The organism is Janthinobacterium sp., assembly GCF_031995485.1.
Classification (GTDB): Bacteria; Pseudomonadota; Gammaproteobacteria; order Burkholderiales; family Burkholderiaceae_D; genus Janthinobacterium.
On record NZ_DAMAGB010000004.1, the window covers coordinates 47337 to 61715 of the forward strand.

The window sequence follows — 14379 nt, forward strand, 5'->3', positions numbered from 1 at the left end:
CCGGCTCAGGCGCGCAAGAGATGAAACAGGTTGCGCAGCATGCCGGCGGTGGCGCCCCAAATGTAAAATCGTTCATACGGCATGGCGTAGAACGAGCGGCGTCCGCCGGGCAATTCCACCGACAGGCGCTGGTGATTGACGCCATCCATCAGAAAGGCCAGCGGCACTTCGAAGATCTCGGCCACTTCCGACGGATCGGCGCGCAGTTCGAACGGCGGCGTGACCAGGCCCACCACCGGCGTGACCTGGTAGCCGGTGCCGGTCAGGTAATCGGGCAGGCAGCCGAGCACTTCCACGTGCGCGCGCGCCAGGCCCACTTCTTCTTCCGTTTCGCGCAGCGCCGTGGCAATCGCGGACTCGTCATACACTTCGCTGCGTCCGCCTGGAAAGCTGACCTGCCCGGCATGGCTGCTCAGGTGATCGGTACGCATGGTCAGCAAAATGGTCAGGCCTTCGGGGCGTTGCACCAGCGGGATCAGCACGGCGGCGGCCACCGGCTCGGCGCGCGCGGACAGAAAATCCTGGGTAATCTCGGGCTGCCACTCGGGCGGCGCCGCCAGGCGCTGGCGCAGCGCTTCCGGCGTCATGCGCGCGGCGTCGAGCGCGGCTTCGCCGGCGATCGAATCGACAGCCAGTTTTTTCGGGTCAAACGCGATTGTTGCCATGCAGACAGCCTCCAACTCCAGAAACGAAAAAGGGGTACCCATAGGCACCCCTCTTACCAACGCAGACGCTAGTATTACGCGCTTGCTTTCGCCACAACGCGGCGGTTTGGCAGTTTTTCTTTGATACGCGCCGATTTACCCGAACGCTCACGCAGATAGTACAGCTTGGCGCGGCGAACATCACCACGGCGTTTCACTTCGATCGAAGCGATCAGCGGCGAGTACAGTTGGAACGTACGCTCAACGCCTTCGCCCGACGAGATTTTACGAACGATGAAGTTCGAGTTCAGGCCGCGGTTACGACGCGAGATAACGACGCCTTCGTACGCCTGGGCGCGCTTGCGCGTACCTTCGACGACGTTGACGCTGACGATTACGGTATCGCCTGGTGCGAAGTCAGGAATCGATTTACCCAGACGGGCGATCTCTTCTTGCTCTAATTGTTGAATCAGATCCATTTTTAACACTCCGAAAGCCATCATGCCGGCGCACTGTGGATAGTTGACTATCCGCCCGGTAGAGGATGGGTACTGCACTAATTGGGCAACATGCCCGGCACTGCAAGGCCACCCTGCTTGTTCTCCGAAGAAAACTTACAGGCTGGCCAGGAATTGTTCGTCGGTCTTGCTGAGCAAGCCGGCGGTACGCGCGCTGATCAACAGATCGGGACGCTTTTTGGCGGTCGCTTCCAGCATGCGCTGGCGGCGCCACTTGACGATCTCGGCATGGTTGCCACCCATCAGGATCGGCGGCACGCTCACGCCTTCATACGTTTCCGGCCGCGTATAGTGCGGCGAATCGAGCAGGCCATTGACAAAGCTGTCTTCGACCGCCGACGCCTCGGTGTTCAAGACTCCAGGCAACAGCCGGATCACCGCGTCCATCAGCGCCATGGCAGGCAATTCACCGCCCGACAACACGAAGTCGCCGACGCTGATTTCCTCATCGACACAACGGTCGAGCAGGCGCTGGTCCACGGCTTCATAGCGGCCACACAGGATCACCAAACCGGGTTCGGCTTTCAGCTGCGTGACGCGCTCGTGCGTGAGGGCACGGCCTTGCGGCGACATGAACACCACGCGCGGCGCGGCAAGACCGAGGTCCTGCTGGCGCTGCCTGGCGGCATTGATGGTCGCTTCGAGCGGCCTGGCCATCATCACCATGCCGGGGCCGCCACCATAAGGACGGTCATCCACGGTACGGTGATTGTCGGTGGTGAAATCACGGGGATTCCACAGCGACAGGCCACATTTTTGCTGCTCGAAGGCACGCCGGGTGACACCCGACTGCGTCAGTGCGGCAAACATTTCCGGGAACAGGGTCACGACATCGAATTGCATCGCTTACCTATCCCAAAACATTGGCCGGCACAATAAAAGCGCAGGCGGTTTAATAATCGAGGCCCCAGTCCACCGTAATCTTGTTGGCGGCCTTGTCAACATTGATGACAAACTGGCCAACAAACGGGATCAGGCGCTCAGGCGCCTTTTCAACGGACTCGTCGGGGTTGGCGACCGGCGTGATGCGCAGGATCGATTGCGGACCATTGCTCATCATGTCGTGCACCGTACCGAGGCACTCGCCTTGCAAATTCTCAACTGTCAGCCCGATCAGATCGGACCAGTAAAACTCATCGGCTGTCAGCGTCGGGAAATGGCTACGCGGAATTTGCACAGACACGCCTTTCAGCGCTTCTGCGGCATCCCGCCCGACCACACCCACCAGCTGAGCCACGACGTCGCCGCCGTGCAACTTCGCCTGCCTGACTTGAACGTCATGCAAGGTCGGTTTATCAAACCACCAGGTTTTAACGCTTAATAATGCATCCGCGTCGTCGGAGAAAGGAGTAATCCTGATTCCGCCAGCAATGCCATAGGCACCGGAGACATAGCCTACCTGTACCAGGTCATCGGGGACTTTCACCCCGGATGCAGTCTTGACCGTCAAACCAGTGATCTGAAATTAAGCTGCTGCTTTGCCGTTGCTGGCAACCAGGCGAGCAACGGTTGGCGACAATTGTGCGCCAACGCCTTGCCAGTAGGCCAGACGGTCTGCGGTGATACGCAGTGGAACTTCGCCACCTTGCGCCATCGGGTTGTAAAAACCGATACGCTCAATGAAGCGACCATCGCGGCGATTGCGCGAATCAGTAGCGACGATGTTGAAGAACGGGCGCTTCTTGGCGCCTCCACGAGCTAAACGAATAACGACCATAATATTTCCAAAAAGTGTGCTGAGGCGGAAAAAGCCGCAAATTATAGCGCGCTTTACCGCCAGGCAGCAAGCGTTATGATGACGGGCGTGTAATTTGGGCTAATCAAACATTATGACCAGACATCGCCAAAGACGCAATAGGCACGTGCGTTTGCCGGCACCTGCGTGTCAGGTTTTTGTCAACTTCTACCCCACAAGCGACCGGCTTTGGCCGATACTGTCCATCCCGACCGACCCGTCCCCGGAGCGCCATGACCACCGCCACCCTCTCGCACCAGCCGCACAAGAACAAGGCGTTCACCAGCCTGCTGGGCTTCCTGCTGGGCATGCTTGGCGCACACCGCTTCTACCTGCATGGAGGCAAAGATGCCTGGGGCTGGCTGCACCTGGCCGCGCTGCCCGCCAGCCTGGCGCTGCGCCAGCTGTTGCCCGACGCCGACTGGTTTTACCAGCTACTGCCTTTGACCATCTCCGCGCTGATCGGTTTCCTCGAGGCGCTGGTGCTGGGTTTGATGCCTGATGAAAAATGGGATGCGCGCTATAACGCCGGCTCGGGCCGGCTGTCGGACACGGGCTGGCCGCTGGCGGTCTTGCTGGTCGCCACGCTGATGCTGGGCGCTGGCGTATTGATAGCCACCATGGCGCGCCTGTTCGACCTGTTATATACCGGTGGCGCCTACGGTTAGAAGAGCGCGATACCTGCGCACGGCTGTGTTGGCAAGCAATTATGATTTTCCTCTATACTGCATTCATCACCAGCTTCGCTGGTCGCTTATTGGAGAAGATCATGATTCGTCGCCCTACCCTTATTGCTGCCCTGGCAATGGCCGGCCTGCTCGGCACGTCCGCCTTTGCGCAAAACCTGTCGCCCAAGGCGCAATACGCCTATGACACCAAACAAGCCAGTACCCGCTATGCGGATGACAAAAAACTGTGTGCCGAGGAAACCTCGTCGAAAGCGCGCATGCAATGCCTGCGCGATGCCAAGACCGAGTACGACCAGTCCATCATCAACGCCAAGGCCGCGCAAAAAGCCGGCAATTCCTACGCCAGCCAGCCGGCCAAGCAGCAGCAGCAGATCTGTTCCGATTGCGGCAAGGTGCTGGCTGTCAATGTCACCGAGAAAGCCGGTGAAGGCGGCGCGCTGGGCATGATCGGCGGCGGCGTGGCCGGCGCCCTGCTGGGCCGCCAGGTCGGCAGCGGCCACGGCAAGGACCTGGCGACCCTGGCCGGCGCCGCGGGTGGCGCCTATGCGGGCAAGCAGGTCGAAGGCCGCGTGCGCAATTCCAAGGTGTGGACCGTGACGGTGCAGTACGAAACGGGCGCCAAGGCCGACTTCGCGTTTGACCAGGACCCGGGCCTGCATTCGGGCGATCTGGTGCGCAATTCCGGCAATGGCATTACACGTCGTTAACAACAGCGACAGCAGCCCAAGCACTTAAAAAGGCCCGAGTCCTGAACCAGGGCGCTCGGGCCTGGCGGGCCTGAAAAATGCCGAGGGCAAGGCGCAGCGACGCAGACAGTACGTTAGTACGGCAAGGAAGCTGCAACGCCGCCATCGGCATTTTCTCAGGCCCGCGTCTCCGGCCCGCCATTATTCAGATTCAACCCCCTCAAAACTGCTCTTCTGACAGCGCCATCACGCCGGCGCTGCCATCGATAATGGTGGCACGCAGACCCGGCGCCTGCGACAGGATATGGTCGGCAAAGAAGCGCGCGGTGCTGATCTTGGCGTTGTAGAACGCCGCGTCGCCGCTGCCCTCGCCCAGCTTCTGCTGCGCCGCCACGGCCGCGCGCGCCATCTGCCAGCCGCCCAGCACGATGCCGGCCAGTTTCAGATACGGCACGCTGCCCGCGAACACGGCCTTGATATCCGTCTTCATGTTGGCCACCACATATTCCACTACCGCCTCCAGCGCCGCGCTGCCTTCGGCCAGGTGCCGCTGCATGGCCTGGAAGTCCGCGCCGGACAGTTCGCCCAGCTGGGCTTCCGTCGCGCGCACCTGGGCGACAATCGATTTCGCCACCGCGCCGCCGTCGCGCACCGTCTTGCGGCCCACCAGGTCGTTGGCCTGGATCGCCGTCGTGCCTTCGTAGATGGTCAGGATCTTGGCGTCGCGGTAATGCTGGGCGGCGCCCGTCTCTTCGATAAAACCCATGCCGCCATGCACCTGCACGCCGTCGCGCGTGACGTCCTGCGACATTTCCGTCGACCAGCCCTTGATGATGGGCACCAGGTACTCATAGGTCGCCAGGCTGTCGGCGCGCACCTGCGCGTCCGGATGGTGATGGGCCACGTCGCTGATGGCCGCGCCCACGTAGGCCAGCGCGCGCGCCGCCTCGGTTTGCGAGCGCATCGACATCAGCATGCGGCGCACGTCCGGATGGTGGATGATGGAAACGGGGCCGGCGGAACCTGCCAGGTCGCGCGACTGCACGCGGTCCTTGGCAAACGCCACCGCCTGCTGGTAGGCGCGCTCGGCCAGGCCGATGCCCTGCAGGCCGACGCCGAAGCGGGCCGCATTCATCATGATGAACATGTATTCGAGGCCGCGGTTTTCCTCGCCCACCAGCGTGCCGATGGCGCCGCCATGGTCGCCGAACTGCAGCACGGCGGTCGGGCTGGCCTTGATGCCCAGCTTGTGCTCGATCGACACGCAGTGCGCGTCGTTGCGCTCGCCCAGGCTGCCGTCGGCATTGACGAGGAATTTCGGCACGATGAACAGCGAAATGCCTTTCACGCCCGGTGGCGCGTCAGGCGTGCGGGCCAGCACCAGGTGGACGATATTGTCCGACAGGTCGTGCTCGCCGTAGGTGATGAAGATCTTGGTGCCGAACACTTTATAGGTGCCGTCACCCTGCGGCACGGCGCGCGTGCGCACGGCGGCCAGGTCGGAGCCGGCCTGCGGCTCGGTCAGGTTCATGGTGCCGGTCCACTGGCCCGAGACGAGTTTCTCCAGGTAGGTCGCCTTCTGTTCGTCGCTGCCGGCCGTCAGCAGCGCTTCGATGGCGCCGTCGGACAACAGCGCCACCAGCGCGAACGAGATGCTGGCCGAGTTGAGCATTTCGATGCACGGCGTGGCCAGCAGCTTGGGCAGGCCCTGGCCGCCGAATTCGGTCGGGTGCTGCACGCCCTGCCAGCCCGCTTCGCCATACGCCTTGAACGCTTCCTTGAAGCCTTTCGAGGTGGTCACCTGGCCGTCGTGCCAGAAGCTCGGTTCCTTGTCGCTGGGCCAGTTCAGCGGGGCCACCACGCCGCCGCAGAATTTGGCGTTCTCTTCCAGCACGGCTTCGGCCGTATCGGGCGTGGCGTCCTCGCAGCCGGGCAAGGTGTGGATCTCGGCCAGGCCGGCCAGTTCGTTCATGACGAACAACATGTCTTTCAGCGGGGCTTGATAGCTCATCTTCTTATCTCCAAGAAAAAAGCCACGCGGCTCGCCGTGTGAGGCGGGCCGGCGTGGCTTTGCAATTCACAAAACCGGATCGGGTTTGAATTAACCCAGTTCTTTCACCAGTTGCGGCACGATCTCGAACAGATCGCCCACGATGCCGTAGTCGGCCACGGCAAAGATCGGTGCTTCCGGATCCTTGTTGATGGCGACGATGGTTTTCGAGTCCTTCATGCCGGCCAGATGCTGGATCGCGCCCGAGATACCGACGGCGATATACAGCGATGGCGCGACGATCTTGCCGGTCTGGCCCACTTGCCAGTCGTTCGGCACGAAGCCGGCATCGACAGCGGCGCGCGAAGCACCCATGGCGGCGCCCAGCTTGTCGGCCAGCGGCTCGAGGATCTGGAAGTTCTCGGCCGAACCGATGCCACGGCCGCCCGAGACGATGATTTTCGCGGCGGTCAGTTCCGGACGGTCGGACTTGGCCAGTTCGCGGCCAACGAAAGCGGACTTGCCGATATCGGCCACGGCCGTGATGGTGTCGGTCGCAGCCGAACCGCCGTTGGCGGCAGCCGAATCGAAACCGGTGGTGCGCACGGTGATGACCTTGACCTTGTCGCTCGACTGCACGGTGGCAATCGCGTTGCCGGCGTAGATCGGGCGCTCGAAGGTGTCAGGCGAGTCGACCTTGGTGATTTCCGAGATCTGCGCCACGTCCAGCTTGGCGGCCACGCGTGGCAGGATGTTTTTGCCGTAGGCGGTGGCTGGCGCCAGGATGTGGCTGTAGTCGCCGGCAATCGCCAGCACCTGCTCGGCCACGTTTTCGGCCAGGCCGTCGGCAAAGTATGGCGCGTCGGCCACGATGACCTTGGCCACGCCGGCGATTTGCGCGGCGGCGGCCGCGGCCGCCGAAGCGTTCGAGCCGGCGATCAGCACGTGCACGTCGCCGCCGCCGCACTGGATGGCTGCGGTGACGGTGTGGTGGGTGCTACCTTTCAAGGTAGCGTTGTCGTGTTCAGCAATAACTAATGCGACCATGATATGTCCTGTAATTGTTCTGGGTAGACGGCAAAGCCGCTTAGATGACTTTGGCTTCGGTGCGCAGCTTGGCAACCAGGGTGGCCACGTCCGGTACCTTGATGCCGGCCGAGCGCTTGGCAGGTTCCGCCACTTTCAGCGTTTTCAGGCGCGGTGCGATGTCGACGCCCAGGTCTTCCGGCTTGACGGTTTCCAGCGGCTTTTTCTTCGCCTTCATGATGTTCGGCAGGGTCACGTAGCGTGGCTCGTTCAGGCGCAGGTCGGTGGTGACGATGGCCGGCAGGGTCAGCGCCAGGGTTTCCAGGCCGCCGTCCACTTCGCGCGTGACGGTCACTTTGCCGTCTTCCAGCACGACTTTCGAGGCAAAGGTGGCTTGCGGCCAACCGAGCAGGGCCGCCAGCATCTGGCCGGTCTGGTTGCTGTCGTCGTCGATCGCCTGTTTGCCCAGGATGATCAGTTGTGGCTGTTCTTTTTCGGCCAGCGCCTTGACCAGCTTGGCTACGGCCAGCGGTTCGAGTTCGGTGGTGGTTTCCACCAGGATGCCGCGGTCGGCGCCGATGGCCATCGCGGTGCGCAGGGTTTCCTGGCACTGGGTCACGCCGCACGAGATGGCGACCACTTCGGTGACCTTGCCGGCTTCTTTCAGGCGCATGGCCTCTTCGAGAGCGATCTCGTCGAAAGGGTTCATCGACATTTTGACGTTGGCGGTATCGACGCCACTGCCGTCACTCTTGACGCGTACTTTGACGTTGTAGTCGACCACGCGTTTGACGGGTACCAAGACTTTCATAGCTATGCCTTTGGGAAATTATAAAAATGACGGATCAAGTGCTGATTGTGACTTCGATTATAAGAGAAATTTGAATCTTGAACCGAATTTAAGCACGATCGTGCGATTTTTAGTTAGAGCAAACCATCTAAATTGGCTGAGATGGCTGTGTAGAGGGAAATCTGGCGCTACGCTGCACGGCAGCAAAATACCACCTGCGCGCGCCGTGCAGATCGCCAGTCGGGACGATCCGGTGGCGGGAGTTACTTGCGCTGCATCAGGAAGACAAACTCGGTGCCCGTCTGCACGTGCGACAGCAGCGCATTGCCGGTCTGTTTGGCAAACGCCTGGAAGTCACGCACGGAACCGGGATCGGTTGCCATGATGCGCAGCACTTCGCCGCTTTGCAGCTCTGACAATGCCTTTTTTGCTTTCAGAATCGGCAACGGGCAGTTCAGGCCCCGCGCGTCGAGTTCTTTATGAAATTCCATAATCTCGGTATCAAGTAGTGTGTCGCTCATCAATATCCCACCATTGTTTTGTTGTACTGATTTTCGACATACTACTCTAATTCAGGGCCGATGACGCGCTGCACCAAAATAGTTCACCGGCTGTTGTGGTGTCACAACGAGATGCTCTAAAGCAAAACGGCCCGCAAACCAGGTTGGCGGACCGTTTTCGAGTGCACGCGGGGCGCGAACCCCGCATGCCTGCACGTTGGCAGCTTACTTGACCTTCTCGCCCACCCAGGCCGGCACGCCGGCCAGCGCGTTGGACAGGCCGCTCGGATCGGTGCCGCCCGCTTGCGCCATATCGGGGCGTCCGCCGCCTTTGCCGCCCACTTGCTGTGCAACGAAGTTGACCAGCTCGCCCGCCTTGACCTTCGAGGTGGCGTCTGCCGTCACGCCGGCGATCAGGCTGACCTTGCCGTCCGTGACGCTGGCCAGCACGATGGCCGCCGTCTTCAGCTTGTCCTTCAGCTTGTCCATCGTCTCGCGCAGGCGGGCCACGTCGGCGCCTTCCAGCACCGCTGCCAGCACCTTGACGCCATTCACGTCGACCGCCTGCGTGACCAGTTCATCGCCCTGGCCCGAAGCCAGTTTCGATTTCAGGGCCGCCAGTTCTTTTTCCAGCGCCTTGACATGATCCTGTACCTGGCCAATCCGGGCCGTCAGCTCTTCCGGATTCGACTTGAGCGCGGCCGCAGCGTCGAGCAGGCGGCGGTTCATGGCCTGCACCAGCGCCAGCGCGCCTTCGCCCGTCACCGCTTCGACGCGGCGGATACCGGCCGCCACGCCGCTCTCGCCCGTGATCTTGAACAGGCCAATGTCGCCCGTGCGCTGCACGTGCACGCCGCCGCACAGTTCTTTCGAGGTACCGATATCGAGCACGCGCACTTCGTCGCCGTATTTTTCGCCGAACAGCGCCATCGCGCCGTGTTTTACGGCGTCGTCGAACGACATGTGCTGCGCCTTGGTCGGATGGTTTTCCAGGATCTCTTTATTGACCTTGGCTTCCACTTCGACGATCTGCTCAGCCGTCAGTGGCGCATTGTGGCTGAAGTCGAAACGGGTTTTATCCGGATCGACCAGCGAGCCTTTTTGCGCCACGTGGCCGCCCAGCACTTCGCGCAATGCCTTGTGCATCAGGTGAGTCGCCGAGTGGTTGCGGATGGTGCGCGCGCGCTTGCCTTGGTCGACGTCGGCACTGACCGCGTCGCCCACTTTCAGCGAGCCCGCTGCCAGCACGCCATGGTGGCCGAAGACATCGGCCTGGATCTTCAGCGTGTCGTCGACCTTGAACGAAGCTGCGCCGGTGGAAATCACGCCCTGGTCGCCCACCTGGCCGCCCGATTCGGCGTAGAACGGCGTGGTGTCGAGCACCACGATGCCGGCGTCGCCCGCCTTCAGTTCCTGCACGGCGGTGCCGGCTGCGTACAGCGCGACAACCTTGCTGGTGGCGTGGCTGAGGTTATCGTAGCCGACGAACCTGTTCTTCTCGCCTGTGTAGTCGACCTTGCTGTCCTTGCTCGACTTGCCGCCCTTGCGCGACAGCTCCTGGCTTTCCTTCAAGGCCGCGTCGTAGCCAGCCTGGTCGAAGGCGATATTGCGTTCGCGGCAGATATCGGCCGTCAGGTCCGGCGGGAAGCCGTAGGTTTCGTACAGGGTAAATGCGGTGGCGCCGTCGATGCCGGTGCTGTCCTTGGCCAGCTGCGCTTCCAGCACTTTCATGCCGGTTTCCAGCGTCTCGCCGAAACGCTCTTCCTCGGCTTTGAGCATGTTGGCGACGTTGACCTTGGCTTCTTCCAGCTCCGGATAGGCAGCGCCCATCTCGATGGCCAGATCTTCGACCAGCTTGTAGAAGAACGGCTTGGTCTGGCCCAGCTTGTGGCCGTGGCGCAGTGCGCGGCGGATAATGCGGCGCAGCACATAGGCGCGGCCTTCACTGCCCGGAATGACGCCATCGACGATCATGAAGGCGGCGGCGCGGATATGGTCGGCGATCACGCGCAGCGACTTGTTTTCCAGGTCGGTGGCGCCGGTTTCGCGCGCGGCGGCGCGGATCAAATGCTGGAACAGGTCGATCTCGTAGTTCGAATGCACGTGCTGCAGCACGGCGGCCAGGCGCTCCATGCCCATGCCGGTGTCGACGCACGGCTTCGGCAGCTTGTGCATCACGCCCGCTTCGTCGCGGTTGAACTGCATGAACACCAGGTTCCAGATTTCGATGAAGCGGTCGCCGTCTTCGTCAGGCGAACCCGGTGGGCCGCCCGGAATGTCGGCGCCGTGATCGTAGAAGATCTCGGTGCACGGGCCGCAGGGGCCGGTGTCGGCCATCTGCCAGAAATTGTCCGACGCGTAGCGCGCGCCCTTGTTGTCGCCGATGCGGATGATGCGCTCGACCGGCACGCCGATCTCTTTCGCCCAGATATCGTAGGCTTCGTCATCTTCGATGTAGACGGTGACCGTCAGTTTGTCGACCGGCAGGCCGTACACCTTGGTCAGCAGTTCCCACGCGAAGTGGATCGCGTCGCGCTTGAAATAGTCGCCGAAGCTGAAGTTGCCCAGCATTTCAAAGAACGTATGGTGGCGCGCCGTGTAGCCGACGTTTTCCAGGTCGTTGTGCTTGCCGCCGGCGCGCACGCAGCGCTGCACCGAGGTGGCGCGCGTGTACGGACGGCTGTCGGTGCCCGTAAACACGTCCTTGAATTGCACCATGCCGCTGTTCGTCAGCAGCAGGGTCGGATCGTTGCCTGGCACCAGGGAGCTCGAGCGGACGATGGAATGGCCCTTGGACTCGAAAAACTTGAGGAACTTGTCGCGGATTTCAGATGATTTCATGTTTTCTTGGCAAAAAGTGGCGGCAGCTTTAAAGGGAAGATTATACGTGATATGGCTGCCTGCAATTAAGGCAGGCAGGGCCTGTGCGCGGATATGTTGCGCACAGGCCCTTGTCAATGACAGGAGAGACTCAGGCGTGGTCGGCGCAGCCGTGCGGTGCGGTGCCGGCGGAAGCCGCTACTTCGCCGGCCGCATTGCAGTCGGCGCAGCGGCCATACAAGGTCAGCTCGTGGCGCTCGACCACGAAGCCCTGTGGCGCCATGCGCTTCAGGTCGCCCGGGCAGTCGTGCACGTCGAACACGCGCTGGCAGCTGGTGCACTGGAAATGGTGGTGATGGTGGTTGGCGATCGCATTCGACTCATAGCGCGGGTTCTCGCCGGGCAAGGTCACTACATGGACTTTTTCTTCCAATACCAGCGATTTGAGGTTGCGGTACACCGTGGCAATGCCCAGCTGCGTGACCTGCAAGCTGGCCTGTTCGAGGATTTCCTGCGCCGACAGCGGGCGCCGGGCCGACTCGATGGCGGCTTGAATGGCGGTTTTTTGACGTGTTGTGCGTTCCATAGCCGACAGAATACACCATCGAACCGGTCAGGCAGCAGCGGCGGGCGGTTCACAAGCTAATGATAATGGGTTATCATTATCAAATAAGCGCTTGCCCAGCCCCTGCAAACATCGTCACAAACAAGGATACACACATGACCGCACCGCAACACGCAGCACGCCCCCTGCCCCGCCCCGCCCCGTTAAGCCTGGCCCTGATGCTGGCCTTTGCCACGCCCGCCACCGCGCTGGCCCAGCAGGCAAGCACCCTGCCCGCCGTTACCGTCTCGGCCAGCGCGCTGTCGCTGGGCAGCGATGACATGAGCACGCCGGTCACCGTGCTTGACGGCGACGAACTGGTGCGCGCCCGCGAAGGCACGCTGGGCGAAACCCTGGCCGGCCAGCCCGGCATCACGTCCAGCCATTTCGGCGCCGGCGCCAGCCGCCCGATTATTCGCGGCATGGACGGACCGCGCGTCAAGGTGTTGTCCGATGGCGCGGAAATCCAGGATGCGTCGACCATCAGCCCCGACCATGCGGTGGCGTCCGAACCGATGCTGGCCGAACAGATCGAAGTGCTGCGCGGCCCGTCGGCGCTGGCGTATGGCGGCGGCGCCGTCGGCGGCGTGGTCAATGTGATCGACAGGAAGATCCACACGCAGGTCCCGGCCAAGGGTTTTGAAGGCAGCGCGGAAGTGCGCGCCAACTCGGCTGCGCGCGAAAAAGCCGGCGCGTTTGAAGTGACCGGTGGCGCCGGCAACTTCGCCTTCCACGCGGAAGGCGTCAAGCGCGATGCGAAAGAGTACAAGGTCGGCAGCGGCTGGGAGGGCGGCGCGAAAGTGGCCGGCAGCTACAACGAGACGGACACCGGCAGCGTCGGCGCCGCATGGGTGGGCTCGCGCGGCTTCCTGGGCCTGGCATTTACCAGCCAGCGCGCCGAATACGGCCTGCCCGGCCACAACCACGAATTCGAAAGCTGCCACCCGCACGGCACGCACCTGCATTGCGGCGAGCATGAACACGAAGGCGAAGAAGGCGAAGAGCACGACCACGAGCACGAAGAAGGCGGCGCCGTGCCGTACGTCAAACTGAAAAGCGAGCGCTGGGATGTGCGCGGCGAGCTGCGCGATCCGATGCCCGGCTTTACCCGGTTGCGCCTGCGCGCCGCGTTCACCGATTACAAGCACGACGAGATCGAAGGCACGGAGGTCGCCACCACGTTCAAGAACAAGGGCCACGATGCGCGGCTGGAAATGGAGCATGTGCCGCTTGGTGGCTGGCGCGGCGTGGCGGGACTGCAGACCTCGAAGCGCGATTTCTCGGCCCTGGGCGAAGAAGCCTACGTGGCGCCAACCGTGACCAAAAAGCACGCCGCTTTCCTGGTCGAGGAATACAACCTGGCGCAGTGGCGCTTCGAAGCGGGCCTGCGCCACGAATGGCAGGATATCGCCGTCGACAGCGCCACGCTGCAGGATCACAGCGCCAGCGGCACATCCATCTCGCTGGGCGCCGTATGGAAATTTGCGCCGCAGTATTCGCTCGGCTCGACCATCTCGCGCACGCACCGCCTGCCGGGCGCCGAAGAGCTGTACGCCAACGGCGTGCACATGGCCACCGCCACCTATGAACTGGGCAATGAGAACCTGGGCAAGGAAACCTCGAACAATATCGATGTCACCCTGCGCAAATACGCGGGCGCCACCACGTTCTCGCTGAGCGCCTACCGCAACCGGATCGACAACTACATCTTCGGCTCGACCTTGGACAGCCACGAAGGCTTCCAGCTGATCGAATACGCGCAGCGCGACGCGACATTTACCGGCATCGAAGGCCAGGTGCGCCAGCAACTCAATCCGATCTTTGGCGCCAGCGTGTTCGGCGATTATGTACGGGCCAAACTGGCCGACGGCGGCGGCAACCTGCCCCGCATCCCGGCCCAGCGCCTGGGCGTGAAATTCGACGCCAGCTGGCAGAACTGGAATGGCGTGGCCGAGTTCTACCGCGTGGGCAAGCAGGACAAGGTGGCCGCGTTTGAAACCACCACGCCTGGCTACAATATGCTGAACCTGTCCGCCAGCTACGACACCCGCATCGGCGGCACGCCAACCCAGTTCTATCTGAAGGCGAACAACCTGACCAATGAACTCGCGTACAGCCACACCTCATTCATCAAGAATGCGGCGCCTTTGACGGGGCGCAATCTGACGGCGGGAGTGCGAGTGACGTTTTAAGCACATCACATCAGATCGGCCGAACAGGTCGGGTTAGCGCGCAGCGCGTAACCCGACACCACCACCGGCCCAGGCCAACAATGTTGTCGGATTACGGCCCCTTGGGCCTAATCCGACCTACGCATGACTGGCGCGCAGCCACATCTCGCTCATCAAGAATGCGGCGCCATCGAAGGCGGGGGCAA

Annotated in this window: 14 protein-coding genes; 3 read left to right on the forward strand and 11 right to left on the reverse strand. The window is 62.2% G+C overall.

The annotated features are described in order from the left end of the window. Window positions 1-5: 5 nt before the first annotated feature. From RTQ46_RS04385 to rpsP, 5 genes are all read right to left on the reverse strand, one after another. Window positions 6-665: a CoA pyrophosphatase gene (locus tag RTQ46_RS04385; protein WP_312434835.1), complete on the reverse strand. Its 660-nt coding sequence runs from the start codon at window positions 663-665 to the stop codon at window positions 6-8. Window positions 666-739: 74 nt separating this feature from the next. Next, a complete protein-coding gene (rplS, locus tag RTQ46_RS04390; protein ID WP_035825414.1) occupies window positions 740-1123 on the reverse strand; it encodes a 50S ribosomal protein L19 in 384 nt (127 codons plus the stop codon). A 135-nt stretch (window positions 1124-1258) separates the two neighbouring features. Next, window positions 1259-2005: a tRNA (guanosine(37)-N1)-methyltransferase TrmD gene (gene trmD, locus RTQ46_RS04395; RefSeq protein ID WP_312434838.1), complete on the reverse strand. Its 747-nt coding sequence runs from the start codon at window positions 2003-2005 to the stop codon at window positions 1259-1261. Between the two features lie 49 nt (window positions 2006-2054). Further along, window positions 2055-2612, reverse strand: coding sequence for a ribosome maturation factor RimM (rimM, locus tag RTQ46_RS04400; RefSeq protein WP_312434839.1), 558 nt, complete (start codon window positions 2610-2612; stop codon window positions 2055-2057). 15 nt (window positions 2613-2627) lie between these two features. Next, window positions 2628-2879, reverse strand: coding sequence for a 30S ribosomal protein S16 (gene rpsP, locus RTQ46_RS04405; RefSeq protein WP_076567307.1), 252 nt, complete (start codon window positions 2877-2879; stop codon window positions 2628-2630). A gap of 251 nt (window positions 2880-3130) precedes the next feature. Here rpsP and RTQ46_RS04410 point away from each other — a divergent pair, with 251 nt between their 5' ends. Together RTQ46_RS04410 and RTQ46_RS04415 are read left to right on the forward strand one after the other, a co-directional pair. Then, window positions 3131-3565, forward strand: coding sequence for an NINE protein (locus RTQ46_RS04410; protein WP_312434841.1), 435 nt, complete (start codon window positions 3131-3133; stop codon window positions 3563-3565). A gap of 101 nt (window positions 3566-3666) precedes the next feature. Further along, window positions 3667-4293, forward strand: a complete 627-nt coding sequence (locus RTQ46_RS04415; protein ID WP_312434843.1) for a glycine zipper 2TM domain-containing protein — start codon at window positions 3667-3669, stop codon at window positions 4291-4293. Between the two features lie 199 nt (window positions 4294-4492). On the opposite strand, the gene RTQ46_RS04420 is transcribed toward RTQ46_RS04415, so the two are convergent. The 6 genes from RTQ46_RS04420 to RTQ46_RS04445 form a co-directional block, all read right to left on the reverse strand. Then, window positions 4493-6283 (reverse strand): acyl-CoA dehydrogenase, encoded by a 1791-nt coding sequence (locus tag RTQ46_RS04420; RefSeq protein ID WP_312434844.1) that lies wholly within the window; start codon window positions 6281-6283, stop codon window positions 4493-4495. A 90-nt stretch (window positions 6284-6373) separates the two neighbouring features. Continuing rightward, window positions 6374-7309, reverse strand: coding sequence for an FAD-binding protein (locus tag RTQ46_RS04425; RefSeq protein WP_312434845.1), 936 nt, complete (start codon window positions 7307-7309; stop codon window positions 6374-6376). Window positions 7310-7349: 40 nt separating this feature from the next. Next, window positions 7350-8099 carry an electron transfer flavoprotein subunit beta/FixA family protein gene (locus RTQ46_RS04430; protein ID WP_312434847.1) on the reverse strand — a complete coding sequence of 250 codons (750 nt, stop codon included), beginning with the start codon at window positions 8097-8099 and terminating at the stop codon, window positions 7350-7352. Window positions 8100-8341: 242 nt separating this feature from the next. Further along, entirely contained in the window at window positions 8342-8599 is a 258-nt protein-coding gene (locus tag RTQ46_RS04435) for a sulfurtransferase TusA family protein (protein ID WP_225317265.1), read from the reverse strand. Between the two features lie 204 nt (window positions 8600-8803). Further along, a complete protein-coding gene (gene alaS, locus RTQ46_RS04440) occupies window positions 8804-11419 on the reverse strand; it encodes an alanine--tRNA ligase (RefSeq protein ID WP_312434850.1) in 2616 nt (871 codons plus the stop codon). Window positions 11420-11549: 130 nt separating this feature from the next. Next, window positions 11550-11984, reverse strand: a complete 435-nt coding sequence (locus RTQ46_RS04445; RefSeq protein WP_312434852.1) for a transcriptional repressor — start codon at window positions 11982-11984, stop codon at window positions 11550-11552. Window positions 11985-12181: 197 nt separating this feature from the next. Between RTQ46_RS04445 and RTQ46_RS04450 the strand changes: the two genes are divergently transcribed. Then, entirely contained in the window at window positions 12182-14194 is a 2013-nt protein-coding gene (locus RTQ46_RS04450) for a TonB-dependent receptor domain-containing protein (protein WP_312435010.1), read from the forward strand. Window positions 14195-14379: the final 185 nt, after the last annotated feature.